The 14,544-nt window shown below is 37.1% G+C and carries 17 protein-coding genes; 3 read left to right on the top strand and 14 right to left on the bottom strand.

The features are described from left to right. From cobA to EDD61_RS08855, 4 genes are all read right to left on the bottom strand, one after another. Window positions 1–1,461 (bottom strand): uroporphyrinogen-III C-methyltransferase, encoded by a 1,461-nt coding sequence (gene cobA / locus EDD61_RS08840; protein WP_008689930.1) that lies wholly within the window; start codon window positions 1,459–1,461, stop codon window positions 1–3. Further along, window positions 1,454–2,353: a hydroxymethylbilane synthase gene (gene hemC / locus EDD61_RS08845; RefSeq protein WP_132225057.1), complete on the bottom strand. Its 900-nt coding sequence runs from the start codon at window positions 2,351–2,353 to the stop codon at window positions 1,454–1,456. The genes cobA and hemC overlap by 8 nt, the downstream gene beginning before the upstream one ends. Continuing rightward, a complete protein-coding gene (gene hemA, locus EDD61_RS08850; protein ID WP_132225059.1) occupies window positions 2,338–3,579 on the bottom strand; it encodes a glutamyl-tRNA reductase in 1,242 nt (413 codons plus the stop codon). The genes hemC and hemA overlap by 16 nt, the downstream gene beginning before the upstream one ends. A 287-nt stretch (window positions 3,580–3,866) precedes the next feature. Continuing rightward, on the bottom strand, window positions 3,867–4,625 hold the full coding sequence (locus tag EDD61_RS08855) for an SDR family NAD(P)-dependent oxidoreductase (RefSeq protein WP_008689933.1): 759 nt from the start codon (window positions 4,623–4,625) through the stop codon (window positions 3,867–3,869). A 265-nt stretch (window positions 4,626–4,890) separates the two neighbouring features. On the opposite strand from EDD61_RS08855, the gene EDD61_RS08860 reads away from it, so the two are divergent. Then, window positions 4,891–5,526, top strand: coding sequence for a queuosine precursor transporter (locus EDD61_RS08860; RefSeq protein ID WP_008689934.1), 636 nt, complete (start codon window positions 4,891–4,893; stop codon window positions 5,524–5,526). Continuing rightward, on the top strand, window positions 5,523–6,734 hold the full coding sequence (gene tgt, locus EDD61_RS08865) for a tRNA guanosine(34) transglycosylase Tgt (RefSeq protein ID WP_132225061.1): 1,212 nt from the start codon (window positions 5,523–5,525) through the stop codon (window positions 6,732–6,734). Before EDD61_RS08860 ends, tgt begins: the two co-directional genes overlap by 4 nt. Before the next feature lie 397 nt (window positions 6,735–7,131). Here tgt and EDD61_RS08870 read toward each other — a convergent pair whose 3' ends face one another. The 4 genes from EDD61_RS08870 to EDD61_RS08895 all read right to left on the bottom strand — a co-directional run bounded on the left by EDD61_RS08870 (window position 7,132) and on the right by EDD61_RS08895 (window position 9,650). Further along, window positions 7,132–8,322, bottom strand: a complete 1,191-nt coding sequence (locus tag EDD61_RS08870; protein ID WP_132225063.1) for a site-specific integrase — start codon at window positions 8,320–8,322, stop codon at window positions 7,132–7,134. Between the two features lie 78 nt (window positions 8,323–8,400). Beyond that, window positions 8,401–8,604 carry an excisionase gene (locus EDD61_RS08875; RefSeq protein WP_004613735.1) on the bottom strand — a complete coding sequence of 68 codons (204 nt, stop codon included), beginning with the start codon at window positions 8,602–8,604 and terminating at the stop codon, window positions 8,401–8,403. Between the two features lie 374 nt (window positions 8,605–8,978). After that, window positions 8,979–9,227, bottom strand: a complete 249-nt coding sequence (locus EDD61_RS08890; protein ID WP_132225067.1) for a helix-turn-helix domain-containing protein — start codon at window positions 9,225–9,227, stop codon at window positions 8,979–8,981. A gap of 6 nt (window positions 9,228–9,233) precedes the next feature. Continuing rightward, a complete protein-coding gene (locus tag EDD61_RS08895; protein WP_054344583.1) occupies window positions 9,234–9,650 on the bottom strand; it encodes an RNA polymerase sigma factor in 417 nt (138 codons plus the stop codon). 312 nt (window positions 9,651–9,962) lie between these two features. Here EDD61_RS08895 and EDD61_RS14255 point away from each other — a divergent pair, with 312 nt between their 5' ends. Further along, window positions 9,963–10,121, top strand: coding sequence for a hypothetical protein (locus EDD61_RS14255; RefSeq protein ID WP_224727267.1), 159 nt, complete (start codon window positions 9,963–9,965; stop codon window positions 10,119–10,121). 89 nt (window positions 10,122–10,210) lie between these two features. On the opposite strand, the gene EDD61_RS08905 is transcribed toward EDD61_RS14255, so the two are convergent. From EDD61_RS08905 to EDD61_RS08930, 6 genes are all read right to left on the bottom strand, one after another. Further along, window positions 10,211–10,396 carry a cysteine-rich KTR domain-containing protein gene (locus tag EDD61_RS08905; protein WP_079876775.1) on the bottom strand — a complete coding sequence of 62 codons (186 nt, stop codon included), beginning with the start codon at window positions 10,394–10,396 and terminating at the stop codon, window positions 10,211–10,213. A 16-nt stretch (window positions 10,397–10,412) separates the two neighbouring features. Continuing rightward, complete coding sequence (locus EDD61_RS08910; RefSeq protein ID WP_029469552.1) at window positions 10,413–11,027, bottom strand: DJ-1/PfpI family protein; 615 nt, start codon at window positions 11,025–11,027, stop codon at window positions 10,413–10,415. Window positions 11,028–11,097: 70 nt separating this feature from the next. Then, entirely contained in the window at window positions 11,098–12,012 is a 915-nt protein-coding gene (locus EDD61_RS08915; protein WP_029469551.1) for a helix-turn-helix transcriptional regulator, read from the bottom strand. After that, window positions 12,009–12,245 (bottom strand): hypothetical protein, encoded by a 237-nt coding sequence (locus EDD61_RS08920; RefSeq protein ID WP_065987169.1) that lies wholly within the window; start codon window positions 12,243–12,245, stop codon window positions 12,009–12,011. The genes EDD61_RS08915 and EDD61_RS08920 overlap by 4 nt, the downstream gene beginning before the upstream one ends. Further along, window positions 12,242–13,609 (bottom strand): MATE family efflux transporter, encoded by a 1,368-nt coding sequence (locus EDD61_RS08925; protein ID WP_029469550.1) that lies wholly within the window; start codon window positions 13,607–13,609, stop codon window positions 12,242–12,244. The genes EDD61_RS08920 and EDD61_RS08925 overlap by 4 nt, the downstream gene beginning before the upstream one ends. Continuing rightward, entirely contained in the window at window positions 13,602–14,459 is an 858-nt protein-coding gene (locus EDD61_RS08930; RefSeq protein ID WP_029469549.1) for a helix-turn-helix domain-containing protein, read from the bottom strand. The genes EDD61_RS08925 and EDD61_RS08930 overlap by 8 nt, the downstream gene beginning before the upstream one ends. Window positions 14,460–14,544 lie beyond the last annotated feature (85 nt).

The following is a 14,544-nucleotide window of genomic DNA, read 5'->3' on the forward strand; positions in this document are numbered from 1 at the left end:
CTAGTCCCTTCCTTTCTTTTCATGGTGTAAAATGGCTTTCACAAATTCTTCCATTTCCGCATGTTTCAATGTCGTAATGGAGGTGAATCCTTCTTTTATCAATGCCTGTTTTGTTCTTTCTCCCATTGCATACACCATTTGCTTACGTTGCTTTGTCTGCTTTGCATATTGCTGAACACTAAAAGGACACGTCATTAAAACGCCATCATAATCCTCATCTTGTATTGAATGGGGCAGCTCTTCTATCGTATATAAAGGCACATAACTTACCTTACATTGTGTTTCTAATGTCTTTTGCAAATACGTATTTCCATTTACAGCTTTTGGCAGTAGGATATGATCCTGTTTTTGAACAGATGCTGTTAAAAGCTCTGCCATATGTTTACTGTCATGAATGTTTGGCATCAGATCAGCGCATAAGCCATATTGTGCCAAAGCCTTTTTGGTTCCTTTTCCCATGACACAAAGTTTACACTGATAAAGAATACGACTGTCAAAACCTGCTTCCTGCAGCTGTTTCATGAGGATATGCACCACCTGCGCACTAGTAAACACGACATGGGTAAAAGATTGGAATGCTTCTTTTGTCCATGTATGTGCTATCGCTTTACAATACCCACATTGTACTTCCTCGCACCATGCTCCTTGCTCGCGTAATAGCTTTGCTGCTTGATGTTCTTCTTTCTGTACCTTGACTAGCAGATAGCGCTTTTGAAATAATGGTTTTTGTTCATAGAAACAAAGCTTTTCTCTTAGTTTAACTACCTCACCAATCACAATGATGGCAGGAGAAGATAAGGTATCAATGTCTTTTTGATGCAGTTCTGCCAATGTGGTCGTTAACACCTTTTGGCTAGGCATACTGACATGCGAACATATGGCCATTGGCGTAGCCTTCTCCATACCACATGCCAATAATTTTTCCACAAGCTGCATGGCTGAGCGCAAGCCCATCAAAAAAATCAGCGTATCCTTTGTTTTGGCTAACTCCGCAAAGTTTAAATCAGCAAGGACATCTTTTTGTGAATGTGCGGTATATACGCGAAACCCATTGGTATATCCTCGATGAGTAACCGGAATCCCGGCATATGCCAAACCACCGATAGCAGAAGAAATACCGCAAACAACCTCAAAAGCAATACCTGCCTGTGCTAATGCCAGACCTTCTTCTGCCCCTCTGCCAAATACATAAGGATCTCCGCCTTTTAGACGTACCGTAACAGGATAGGTTCTCCCAGCATCTACAAGCAGTTTTTGAATCATCGCTTGCGGCATCGTATGCTTATGGTTCTCTTTCCCCACATAAATTAGCTTACAATCTGCTTTGGCATAGGATAATAAGGAAGGATCAATTAAGCGATCATATAGAATACAATCTGCCTCTTCTATACAAGCCTTTCCTTTTAAACTTAATAATGCAGGATCACCACATCCTGCCCCAACCAGATATACTTTATTCATGAGATTGCACCGCCTTTATCAAATACTTCGCTGCTTCAAAGGGAAGCTGCTGTGCGTCTGTTAAAGGACGCCTCCAATGTAGATCACACATCTTACTACAATCCTCATTTCCATAAAGAGCATCAAACACGATTTCCTTTTCCGTGATCTTGCAATGCGCACCAACCGGCGTATGACATCCCCCATCGATTGCCTGTAAAAAGGTGCGTTCTATTTGAATTTCTTGATCAATATGTGTATTCGCCAAAGCATTGATCATGGTTAAAAGCGTGGCATCTTGTTCTTTGACCTCAATGGCCAAAGCCCCTTGTCCACAAGCCGGTATCATAGATGTGTAGGGAAAATATTCATAAGAAATTCCTTGTACTTGCAAACGTTTTAAGCCTGCGGCTGCTAAGACGATGCCATCAAGCTGCTGTTCTTCCATTTTTCTCAATCTGGTATCCACATTCCCCCGTATCCCCACAACGGATATATCCGGACGCAGTTTCATTAGTTGTACCTTACGGCGTTTACTGCCGGTGCCAATTTTCGCCTGAGGTCCTAATTCATGAAACGTTGTCTTGGTACGGGATATAAAAACATCTCGTGCATCTTCGCGAAGAAGCGTTTTAGTAAAACATAATCCTTTGGGTAATTGGGTTGGCATGTCCTTTAAACTATGTACTGCCATATGAATCTTTCCTGCTAACAAAGCTTCTTCTATTTCCTTCACAAAAATGCCCTTGGCATCCATTTGATCTAATGCCACATGCTGTTGAAGATCCCCCTTTGTGGCAATGATCTGTAACGTGAAACTATGCTGGGGATAGGTGTTTTGTAATAAAGTGCGAACTTGTTCACTTTGGGCAAGGGCTAAGGCACTGCCTCTGGTTCCTATGATATATCGCATATGTCATCCTCCTTTAAGAATAGCTGCTCTACCATTGCCGCATATTGTTCCTGATCTTCTTCCTGCAGCTGTTTTAAGGAAAGAATCGGTTCTTTTACCATACGCAAAAAAGAAGTTTCCAGCACTTTCTTCATCATGCGTTCCTCATGTGGCTGTAAAGATAATTTCTGTTTTAATAATTCATACGTATGTTGTGCCTGTTGTTTGCTGTATGTTTGTAAAGAAGCTATCGCTTTGTCAACCTGTACATGGCACAGCCATTCCATTAAAGAATCCACACGCTGTACCATATCCCCATAGGCCAGGCGCATTCTTTTTTGCCGTTCTTTGCTATGCTCATCAGCGATGATTTGCAAATCATCTAGATTACAGAGATGATGATTTTCATCTTTTATGGTCTCATCAATATCCCTAGGTGAAGCCAGATCCATGAGATATTGTTCTTTCTCTGTGAGAGGATACGCTTCTTTTTTAATGATAACATGCGGACTGGCCGTTGCTGAAATGATCATATCACAATCCTTTATATAAGAATATCGTTCTTCAAAAGGTACAATCGGCAGCTTTTCCTTTCCTTCCTGTAATTTTGATGCATGAGCTAAGGTACGACTACATAGCCAAAGATCCGCTTTTACATCCTTAAGATACATAAGCATCAGCTGTGCCATTTCCCCACTTCCGATCAAAAGAATTTTCTTCCCTTGCAACGTTGTTTGCTGTGTTAAATATGTATAGGCAAGATAAGCAATCGATGTGGATATTTCGCTGATGCGATATGTCTGTTTTATTTGTTTGATGCAGGAAAAGCAAGTTTGTAAGATGCGATGCAGCTCTTTGCGACATGCTCCTGCCTGATTGGCAAATGCATATGCTGTTTTCATTTGCCCAAGAATCTGATCTTCTCCAAGGATCATAGAATGATAGCCCCCACATACTTCAAACAAATATAGTAGGGCTTCTTTTCCCGTTTTAACAAAGACATCTTCACGAGCAATGGTTTTCGCCATCTTCACAAATAAGGTGATCGCCTGATGCAGCTGTTGCTTTTCTTCATAGACAATATACAACTCACTGCGGTTGCATGTTGTCACACTCATTGCTTGTAGGATTTTGCTATCTAGTAGTTCATCATAAAGCTGTAATTTTTGCGTATCGCTAAAGGATGCCCCTTCACGTTTTTGAATGGAGGTTTTTTGATAACTGATACCGATTACACCAAACTTCATATGTTTACACCTCGCTTTCTACATTATAATAAAATTGAATGTGATATTCAATGAAAGAGGGCATCCATAAATTCTTATGAAGCATCCATAAAAATATCTTATGCTACAGGTGCAGCTTTTTATGTTCTCTGCGAAAAAACAAAGACCTGAAAGATAGCCCAAATTAAACACCCTGATTCGCCGATATGATCAAAGATAAAGGAATAATGCAGGAACAAAGGAAACGGGTAAAAAAAGCACTCTTTCTTTATCTAAAAAAGAGTGCCTGCGTATAAAATCCGTAATCCTTATCCGACAAATCCACCATCAACGGATAATACAGCACCTGTGATATAGGATGCCATATCACTGGCCAAAAACAATATCGCATCGGCAATATCTTGCGGTTCGCCTAAACGTTGTAATGGGACATTGGCAGCCATCGCCTGAATGATTGTCTGATCTAACGCCTTTACCATATCGGTACTTGTAATGCCGGGAGCAACGGCATTCACACGTATGCCATCTTTGCCTAACTCTCTGGCTAAGGATTTCGTCATTCCATTCACGGCAAACTTACTCGTTGGATAAGCACTGCCCGAACGCTGTCCATAAAGCGATACCATGGAGCTGACATTGATAATCACACCTTTTCCTTTTTCCTTCATAACCGGTGCAACTAAACGTGATAAACGAAATACTGCATCAACATTAATTTTTAAGACATCCAGAAAATGATCATCATCATAGGCATAAATAGAGGTAGCATCGGATACACCTGCATTATTCACCAAGATATCCACACTGCCAAACTTTTCTGTAACATCCTTTAACATGGCCTGTACTGCCTCAACATCATGCAGATCAGGATGATAGCCTTTAACAGGATACGTATGATCCTCTTCCATCAGCAATGCCATCGCATGATCTACCGTTTCCTGACGTGATCCCAGCATTGCGACCTTTGCGCCATTTTGTAAAAAACTACGCACCGTTTCAAAACCGATACCACGTGTACCTCCGGTTACGATAACTACTTTTTCTCTTAATGATGTAAATTGATCCATAGGTATAAAACCTCCCTTATTTTATAACCAAACTATAGCATATAACCTTTTCTATCACAAACAAAACACAACTCCTATGCAAAAATAAAGACAAAAGATAACCATTGTATAGCTATGGCATAACGATGATCCTATTCATAGGATATGTATCAGATATTGCCCTTATACCGTTTTTCAAACAATCCAAACAAAGAATCCTATTAACCATGTAACCCGTCTGCTTCCTGTAGGTTCCATTCTCACTGATTTATGTTATAATATCACCATGCCAAATTTTAAACAAAAGCTTTTACTTTACTTCGCTACGATATCCGTGAGTACCTTGCTGATATCTAATCTAGCCGCTATAAAGCTATGGAATTTTTTTGGTATTGCTGTTGATGGAGGTGTCGTTGTCTTTCCACTCACTTATATCATAGGTGATTTGATTGTGGAATTCTATGGAAAAAAGATTGCCAAAAATATTATTGTAGCTGGTTTTCTTATCAATATTCTAGCCATCATCGTATTTTATATCGTCATTGCTTTACCGGCATATGATGGTTGGAACATGCAGAATGCATATGCCAGTGTATTCGGCTTTACACCACGAATCATTCTTGGTTCGCTGCTCGCATATGTTTGCAGCAATCTATTGAATAACGTTATCTTCATGAAGTTAAAGAATCACGATGGCATATTTGCCAAAAGTTTTATTGCCAGAGCGTTAGGCTCTTCTGCATTTGCTCATATCCTGGATGCCTTCATCTTTGAAACAATCGCGTTTCTGGGTGTCCTGCCGTTCCATGAATTTCTGGCACAAGCGATATTTGCTTATGTACTCGGCATCAGCTTTGAAGTTATCTTCTCCCCAGCTGAGGCCATCATCGCAAAAAGTTTAAAAGGAAGAATGATAGAATGACAGAATACAAAAACAACAATACATTTAGCTTTGAAATCGTCAAAAAGATACCTGGAAAACTAGGAAGAGCAGGTATCATTCACACACCGCATGGAGATATTAAGACACCTGCTTTCATGTGCGTCGGCACAAAGGGTGAAGTCCGGTTTTTATCCATGCAGGATTTGCATGCTATTCAGGCACAGGCAATGCTGAGCAATGGATATCATCTGCGCAATGTTTCAGAAGAAATCCAAGCACAGAAAGGATTGGCCGCATGGTCTGGATGGAATGGACCTACTTTGACCGATTCTGGAGGATTTCAGGTTATGTCCTTAGGCTCCGGTTTAGGAAAAGTCGTCAGTATGGATCGAGAAAAAGAGGTTATCAATACTGATCCTAAGGATCGTTTAGCTATCGTAAGTGAAGATGGGGTACAGTTTCATGATCCTTTCACTGATCAGGATGATTTTATCGGTCCAGAGGAATCCATGCAAATTCAATGTCGCATCGGTGCTGATATTCATATGGCTTATGATGAATTAACTTCACTGGCAGATAGTTATGAATATAACGTCGAAGCTTTAGCACGAACGGAACGCTGGGCACTGCGCAGTTTAGCAGAACATAAAAAACACCGAGATGATTTAGGCTATCGTCAATCGCTTTATGGTGTTTTACAAGGTGGACGTTGGGAAGATTTACGACGTTCTACCGCACAAAAGTTTGCCAAGATGGATTTTGACGGTTATGGTCTGGGCGGTGCTTTTCTAAAAGAAAGTTTAGGTGAAATCCTGACCTGGTGCTGTGAAGAATTACCAGAAAATAAGCCTCGTCATTTGCTTGGCTTATCTCATCCGGACGATATTCTCATTGGCGTAGAAATGGGGGCCGATACTTTTGATTGTGTTGCCCCAACACGTGAAGCAAGACATGGCAGGATCTATACGACCCATGGATATTATAGCTTATCAAAATTTGCGGATAGTGAAGAACTATTGGAACAAGGCTGTGATTGTCCGGTATGTAAAGCAGGTTGGACACGCGGACAGTTAAGAGCCCTCATGAAATCAGAAAAACAAGAAGACAAGCATACATATTATAATCTGGCATCGATGCATAACCTGCGTTTCATCATTCGCTTAACAGAGCAAGCACGCCAAGCGATTCTAGATGGAACATATGCCGAATTTAAAGAAAACTTTTTAAAGAACTACTACCACAGATAAACAGACAGTTGTATCCTAAGATACGATTGTCTTTTTTACTGCCTAAAAATCATGTGCAAGGTTATTCGATAGGTGTATAAAAATTAGGCACCTTAACTAGAAAAGCAAAAACAAGATAAAAGAAAGCTATTTTATGAAAAACCGAAACAATTTCCTTTTTTATATCATCATATTATTAAAGAATACTTACTATTGTTATAATTTCTTCCTAATTTTCACCATAAAAACTTACTAAATTTCTGATTATCTTTTCATAAGTTGGTAAATGCCGATATATCCCGTATTTTAGGGCTTTATCGGTATTTTCTTTTTGGAAGATACCTTGCATAAGCTGGCATTTACCAGCATGAAAATGCAACCAAAAGTAGTAAATGAGTAGTAAATATACGTTCCGATATTAACAAGCCAATCGTTCCAGTTCCGCTTTTGCGGATTGAAATGTACCGTGTGCATAATAGCCAAGTGTCATGGTTATGTTAGCGTGTCCCATGATATATTGCAGGGTGTTCGGGTTCATTCCCTTATTTGCCATGTTCGTGCAATAAGTGTGTCTTAATGAATGAGGTGTGATGTTTGGCAACTTGTCTTTGTGTGTCTTGTTGTATTTCTTAATCAGTCCTCTTAACATACCTACATAGTTTCCAGCAACTTTAGGCAAGCCCTCACGGTTCAAGAATAAGAAATTGCTGTAACCACCGACAATCAGCGGTTGAGCTTTCCCTCTGTTCTTTAATATTCGTTGGAGTGCTTGATAAGCTCTTTCGGATAATGGAAGTTCACGTTTTCCGTTTTTTGTCTTTGGAGTTTCAACATAGTAGCCGATTTCACTATCTTTCAATAGCTGGTGGTCTATATTGAGTGTTCTGTTCTGCATATCAATATGCGTTGTCAGTCCACAAAATTCAGAAATACGAAGTCCCGTTTCCAGAAGAAGCACAACCTCATCATAATACTTGCTGTAAATCTTATCCGTTTCCATAAAGGCAAGCAGGCGTTCTTCCTGCTCTGGCGTAAGAATAACTTTCGGCTCGGTATCATCTTCCAGAACATCACTTAGCTTAAATTCAAACGGGTTCTTTCTGATACAGTCGTCTTGTATCGCCATATAAAATGACGCTTTCAAGGAACGCTTATAGTTGTCAATCGTTTTGTAGGCATATCCTTTTTCACTCATTCTGATAGCCCATTCCTTAGCGTCCGACTGCTTGACGGTATCAATCGACCTCATACCCAAAGGGTCATTTTTCAGAGCGTTCATGAGATACTGTCGTCCTTTTTCGGTATTTCGTTTGATATTCTTTCTCTGGTTGTTTTTCTTGTCGTAGAGCTGGCAGACAGTCATTTTACCGCCGATTGTGTCGATACCGTCGTCAAGGTCTTTTTTAATCTTTGCTTCTTTTTCCCTCAACGATATATCATCACGCTTTCCAGCAGGTGTCTTGTCTGTCGGTACAAGTTTCCAAGAATAAATAAACTGTGGTTTCCCGTATATATCGGTATATTTGTAAACGTATCTTCCGTCTTTTCGCTGGCTCTCTCCATTTCGTAAATTGCGATTTTTACTGTCTTTTCGTTTTACATTAGACATAGTGTAAAGCTCCTTTCCGTCATGGAATGAGCCGTGATACGCTATGCTTTATTATACCATACTCACGGCTCTATGACATTAGATTTCGTCCAATGTATCTATGATTTTTTCAAATTGTTTTCGCTTTATCTGAATACGGTTGCCGTTCACAATAACCCAGCCAGCGTCAATATTTTCTTCGGCTAATTTACGCAATTTCTTTTCGCCAATGCGGAAGTATTTAGACGCTTCTTCAATCGTCAGCGTATATTTTTCCCAGATAGGCACATCAGTATTGTTCATCATCTATGCACCCCCTTTACTGTGTGCTGTTTTTTACAAGCAGGCAGACGGCTTTGGAAAGCTCCATTAGTATCTCAACTATTCCCATTCTTGTGGGCAGAACCGCACCATGCGGACGTATCATTATTCTGTGAGGATAGGTCGTGGCAAAACGACTTTTCCAACAGTCGCTCTCGGATCACTGCGTGGGTCGCTCGCTTTATTTTGAAAAGGTCGTGGCGTACAGTCCCCGTGGCTCGCTATCTCACAAACGTATCTGTCTGCTTTATTCAGTTGTCAAAGAGCTGTGGCGAAAGCGTGTTGCTTTCATGTAAAAGTAGGTGCAGAGCAGGAAAGAGGGGATTGAGCAAATCATGCTCTGCGGTTACTGCTTATTATTCTTCTTCGATTTCTAAAGCAATATCAAACCCTAAAATCATTTTGATAAGTGCTTCTCTGATAAGTCCTTTCAATTCCATATCTACAACGATATAGACATTTCCATATTCATCATAGAGTGGACACAAACAGCATTTTGATATGTACGGGTCATAAAATGCCAGTATCTTTTCAATCGCTTTTTCGTCCCCGTCCATAGCTTGCGAAAGCAAGTAGTAGGACGGCTTCTTAAATGTGTGTAGCATTTGCTATCATTTCTCCTTTAGTAATTTTTTCATGAGTGCCAATGAGTTATGCCGATTTTGAAATACTCCACTTCTGGAAATATTCTGCTTTTTTGCAATTTCTTCATTGTTCATTTCCAAAAAATAATACATTAGCAAAGTTTCACGGTTACGCTCGGACAACTGTTTTAAGGCTTCTGCCAATTCATCATCATAGACACGAATATCATTACCGCATACATTGAAAATTGTATAATCTGTTTCGTAGTCGTCCCAGACAGCCAGCTTTTCAACAACGATTTCTGGAAGATCACAAAATGAAATTTCCTTTTCTTTTCGTCGTTTCAATCCTTGCTGGTAGTCTTTAACAACATGACGGACAACTTTCTTCAAACAACTTTCAAAACGGCATTGAACTGTTTTCTGGAAGTCAGACGGTTTCATAATCTCACCCCCTTTCCTGCTATGACTTGAAAAGTGGTTATCCCTCTTTCCGCACCATATAGGGAATGGCAGATGTGATTTGTTAAGTTGAAATCCAAAAAAATTGAAAAAAATTTTTGCATTAAAAAAGCCCGCACAAAACATATAGTTTGTACGAGCCTTTAAAGCTGTATTGCATTCAATTTTTAATAAAGTTTTATTAGATTGTGTTTGATTGTGCTTGATTGCACTTAAAGCCTTCCATAACGTTAGCCCCCTTAAAGCACTTTCTTAAGTATCTAAAAACATTATTTTACAGCATAACAAATTTTAATAAACCTTGATGAATATTTCTATCCGGCGGAGAAAGTTTCAAAAAGTACAGCTCGCCGACAGATAGAAATATCACTTGATTTATTGAGTGATAACGAATTAAAAATCATTCAAGGTACGATTGACGGTATCGTAAACAACAGAGAGAGCAAGAAGTAATCAGCTTCTTGTTCTCTTTTTGTATAGCTTTACCGCTTACCAGATAACAAATAAGAGCCGACAATCTATAAGTTATAATAACCTATAAATTATCGGCTCTGCGTCTTTGCGTCTGGCTCTTTGATAATAGTTACTTTTCCATGCTTTATATTGATTAAAGTTTCTGTTTTGCATTTTGGACAGAACAAAGGAAAATTTATCAGTTCCGTATCTTCTCGTATCTTTGTGCGTGTCTTGTTATTGCAAATGGGGCATAAAACCCATGATTGTTTCATTACAGAAATACCACCTTCATTTTAAGAGTTCATCATAGTATTTTACGTTTCCAGTCGAGTAATAATTATAAAAAGCAGTAACTTTCTTGTCAGAATATACATTAAGGCTCTTTAGGATATTTTTCGTCCATTCTAATGAACCTGCCGAACTTGCTGTTACTAAGTTTCTGTCTAAAACGGAATTAGAACAAACATACAAGCTCTGTCCTGCATAGTTTCTTGAAAAGAATCTTAGATATTCCAGAGAATTACTCGTGTGTTTAAATTTATCTAATATACCATAATCAGCAAGTGCGAGTGTTGCTCCACAAATAGCACCTACTAAAATGTTTTTGTTCAAACATTCTTGTGCTTTTTCCAATATTTCTTGATTTTCTTTATTTCCCCAAGTAGAAGAACCCGGTAAAAGCAGAGCTGTACTAGCGTTGAAATCAACTTCTGATATAGTATAATCTGGAATAATTGTTAATCCACCTATAGTTAAGACGGGTTCTTTATCAAAACCGACTGTCTTTACTTCAAATTCCTTAGTTCCATTTTTTAATAATTTTTCCATACTGAACGCTTGTAAAATATAACCAATTTCGCATTCCGCCATGTCGTCTAACAAATATACATATACTTTTTTCATTTTCACATCTCCTCATATTTTCGATATGAGAAAATTATATAATAGAAATAGTGACAAATGTATGTCACTATTAAGTGAGATTTTTCTTTATTTTGCTGATATGAGCTAACACCTTTTCTTTGTATTTTTGAGGGGATAATATTTTTACTTTATCGCAAAGTCCCAAAAGGATTGAGAATGTTATAAAATCATTTTCTTTAATCTCAATTTCTCTTATAAAACATTCATTAACAGTTTCAACAATTTCCCCTTTAAAATATTCATTAACTAAAGCATCTATTTCTTGTTTATAAGATAGAGTAACAGTAATATTTGTCTGATTGCGTCTTTTTTCAAAATCAGATAAAAGGTTAGCTATATTATCTTTGGTTTCAAAAAGTTCTTTTGTTAAAGAAATATTTTTCATTCTGACCACTTTGAACATATGATAGTCATTTTTAGAGGTGTCATATCCAAAAACATACCATGAGTACCACCTATAATATGTGTGTAATGGGTTTAGAAAAACTTTTTTTGTATGTCCTGCTGAATTAGTATATATAAATTTTATAGTTCTTTGTTCTTTTGTTGCTTTATTGATTAAGTCTACGCACTTCATAATTTGCGGACTTTCCGTTACAACAGAGAAATCAACATCTGGAAGTGCATTGATATTTACATCATTATAGAGATGTTTCATTTTTTCGTAAGTTTCAATAACCTTTTTATTTCCGTAAACAGTTCTTAGACTATTTAAGGCAAGCAAAATATATTCTTTATTGTTGCTGTCAATAATTTTTTCATCAACCTTAAAATCTTTATTTATTATATAGCCACCATTTACACCTAATTCAGAATAAATCGGAATACCGGCAAGAGTTAGTGTGTCAATATCTCGTAAAATCGTTCTGCGAGATACTTCAAACTTTTGTGCTAATTCATTTGTTGTTACACACTCTCTATTTATTAAATAAAAGATTATTCCTATCAGACGTTCTATTTTCATACTTTCAGCCCTTTAACTGCTTTCTTTGTAATTGTGTAAATATATTCCTCTGGCGTAGGGCGTTTATTTCCAAAATATTTTTTGAAATTTGCCTGCACCTCTGGATCGGTGCTGTTCATAGCTTCATCAATCGTTGCCTCAATATCAGCCCGTACATCAGCCAATGAAACACTGCCAGCTTTTGCACCTGCTTTCAATGCTTTTTTTATATCTCGTTTTTTTAATCCTATCATAATAACCTTTCTGTACTTTTTTCATAACTATTATTCTGATTATTCCACGAACGCAAAAGACGAAAATTCAAATATACTGAAACACATAGTGTTAATATTTCTGCAATGGGAACAGCCAACCATACACCTGTTATCCCAATGAACTGTGGCATTATCAACAAGCCTATCATTATAAAGCCGAATGTCCTTAGAAAAGAAATTAAAGCAGATAGCTTACCATTAGATAATGCAGTAAAAATTGCTGATGAAAATATATTGAAACCCAAAAAAAGAAAACTAAATGCAAATATCATAAAACCGTTTATTGCAATTTTATATACCGCTTCATTCGTCCCAGTAAATAAATGCACCAAACTATTTCCATTTATAAAGGACAACGCAAAAATAAATATTGAACCTACAAAAATGAAAGAAATACAGATTTTATATATTTTCTTTAATCTATAATAATTGTTTGCCCCAAAATTATAGCTAATTATAGGGGCAATGCCCATTGAAAAACCAATAAATAATGTTGTAAGTAAAAATTGTGTATATATAATTATAGTAATAGAAGCCACACCATTTACACCCAATAAATTCATCATTGTACGATTGAAAAAGAATGTAGTAATTGCTGTTGAAAGCTGGCTAACCATTTCTGATGAACCATTTATACAACTTTCTCCAAGTACTTTAAAATCTATAAGAGGTTTTACAAAAGACAATGTCCCCGATTTTTTACTAAAGACAATTAACCCCGTAATAGCTGGTATCAAATAACCAATTCCAGTTCCAAATCCTGCACCAGCAATCCCCATGTCAAATATAACCATAAAGAGATAATCAAATACGATATTCATTACACCAGCACATACAGAAAGAACCAGTCCCAAAGTTGGTTTTCCTGCTGTTACAAATAAATTTTGAAATAGTACCTGCAACATACTTGCAGGTGTAAATAGTAAAATAATAGTTAAATAATCTTTACAATATGGAAATAAAACATTATCAGCTCCAAGAGCATATATAATTTCATCAATAAAGATAATTCCCAGAATGGAAAATACTGCTCCCAAAATAAACCCAAATAAAATAAGGAGTGTAAAATCCTGTTTTGCTCGTTTGGGTTCTCCTGCCCCCATTTTTCTTGCAACTATGGCACTACCACCCGTAGCTATCATTGTTCCTAAGCCTACGATTAAATTAATAATAGGACAAACAATGTTGATTGCTGATAAAGCATCTGTATTGACAAAGCGTGATATAAATATGGTATCTACAATAGTGTAAAGCCCCATAAATAACATCATGGATATTGTCGGGAAAGCAAATTTTAATAAAGAACCAGTACTAAAATCTTTTGCAAGAGGATTACTATTCATTTGTGCTTCCCCCATTTTTTGAAAATAATACTAATTTTTGTGTAGGATAACCAAATTCAAATAATAATTCTGCTTCTGCAAAGCCTAATTCTTTGTAAGCCTTACGATACCCTGTATCAGCTTTGTCGCCCTCACGGAATGTTGTTACAGAAATGTCTTTATCTATTAAAAGTTCATTCATAACCTTATCTAAAAACAATTTTGTAATACCACATTTACGATATAAAGGGTGTACTCCAAAGAAATCAATACTTCCCGTATGATAGTTAATAGACATCAAAGCAATGGCAATATCATTATCACTTAAAATCAATACTCTTTGCTCTAAAATACCTCTTTCTAATTCTGATAAATATTCATTATCATTCAAATTTGGAAAGCCGTCTATTACTAAATAAGCTAGTTCTAGGCAGGCAGGTATATCAGTTGTTGTGGCAAACCTAATATTTTCTTTTATTTCTTTTTGTGATAATTTTTGTTTAATTGTTTGTATCAAATCAAATCTAAGCTGTAACGGATAAAACTCTTCGTTCACTCGATATTCATTAGGCGTTTTCTTATACATCTGCTTAAAAATATTTGTAAATGCTTGCTGACTTTCATACCCAGCAATAAGTGAGATTTCAAGAATAGATTTATCAGAAAACACTAAAAGTTTTGCAGATTCTGTTAATTGTCTGCGTTGTACATAGTCATGTATAGACAACCCCACAGTTTCGACAAACATTCTATGCAAATGATACTTTGAATACCCAACGCCCATCGCAATAGAAGATAAGTTTAGTTTTTCTGTGAGATTGTCTTCTATGTAATTGATAACAGTTATAATGTTTTCAACCTTATTGACCATTACAGCACCCTCCTTTCAGCTTAGATTATAATACTTTGTTTTCTTCAAGTTTTAATATATATTGCGGTTTTTACATGAATTATTA

It is taken from the genome of Longicatena caecimuris (assembly GCF_004341945.1).
In the GTDB taxonomy this organism is placed as follows: Bacteria; Bacillota_I; Bacilli_A; order Erysipelotrichales; family Erysipelotrichaceae; genus Longicatena; species Longicatena caecimuris.

Excerpts from the sequence above, each read along its gene's own strand:
- EDD61_RS08870 (WP_132225063.1), bottom strand. The coding sequence starts at position 8,322 with ATGTCTAATGTAAAACGAAAAGACAGTAAAAATCGCAATTTACGAAAT.
- EDD61_RS08860 (WP_008689934.1), top strand. The coding sequence starts at position 4,891 with ATGCCAAATTTTAAACAAAAGCTTTTACTTTACTTCGCTACGATATCC.
- hemA (WP_132225059.1), bottom strand. The coding sequence starts at position 3,579 with ATGAAGTTTGGTGTAATCGGTATCAGTTATCAAAAAACCTCCATTCAA.
- EDD61_RS08875 (WP_004613735.1), bottom strand. The coding sequence starts at position 8,604 with ATGAACAATACTGATGTGCCTATCTGGGAAAAATATACGCTGACGATT.
- tgt (WP_132225061.1), top strand. The coding sequence starts at position 5,523 with ATGACAGAATACAAAAACAACAATACATTTAGCTTTGAAATCGTCAAA.
- EDD61_RS08915 (WP_029469551.1), bottom strand. The coding sequence starts at position 12,012 with ATGAAAATAGAACGTCTGATAGGAATAATCTTTTATTTAATAAATAGA.
- EDD61_RS08920 (WP_065987169.1), bottom strand. The coding sequence starts at position 12,245 with ATGATAGGATTAAAAAAACGAGATATAAAAAAAGCATTGAAAGCAGGT.
- EDD61_RS08895 (WP_054344583.1), bottom strand. The coding sequence starts at position 9,650 with ATGAAACCGTCTGACTTCCAGAAAACAGTTCAATGCCGTTTTGAAAGT.
- cobA (WP_008689930.1), bottom strand. The coding sequence starts at position 1,461 with ATGAATAAAGTATATCTGGTTGGGGCAGGATGTGGTGATCCTGCATTA.
- EDD61_RS08930 (WP_029469549.1), bottom strand. The coding sequence starts at position 14,459 with ATGGTCAATAAGGTTGAAAACATTATAACTGTTATCAATTACATAGAA.
- hemC (WP_132225057.1), bottom strand. The coding sequence starts at position 2,353 with ATGCGATATATCATAGGAACCAGAGGCAGTGCCTTAGCCCTTGCCCAA.
- EDD61_RS08925 (WP_029469550.1), bottom strand. The coding sequence starts at position 13,609 with ATGAATAGTAATCCTCTTGCAAAAGATTTTAGTACTGGTTCTTTATTA.
- EDD61_RS08905 (WP_079876775.1), bottom strand. The coding sequence starts at position 10,396 with ATGAAACAATCATGGGTTTTATGCCCCATTTGCAATAACAAGACACGC.
- EDD61_RS08910 (WP_029469552.1), bottom strand. The coding sequence starts at position 11,027 with ATGAAAAAAGTATATGTATATTTGTTAGACGACATGGCGGAATGCGAA.
- EDD61_RS08890 (WP_132225067.1), bottom strand. The coding sequence starts at position 9,227 with ATGCTACACACATTTAAGAAGCCGTCCTACTACTTGCTTTCGCAAGCT.
- EDD61_RS08855 (WP_008689933.1), bottom strand. The coding sequence starts at position 4,625 with ATGGATCAATTTACATCATTAAGAGAAAAAGTAGTTATCGTAACCGGA.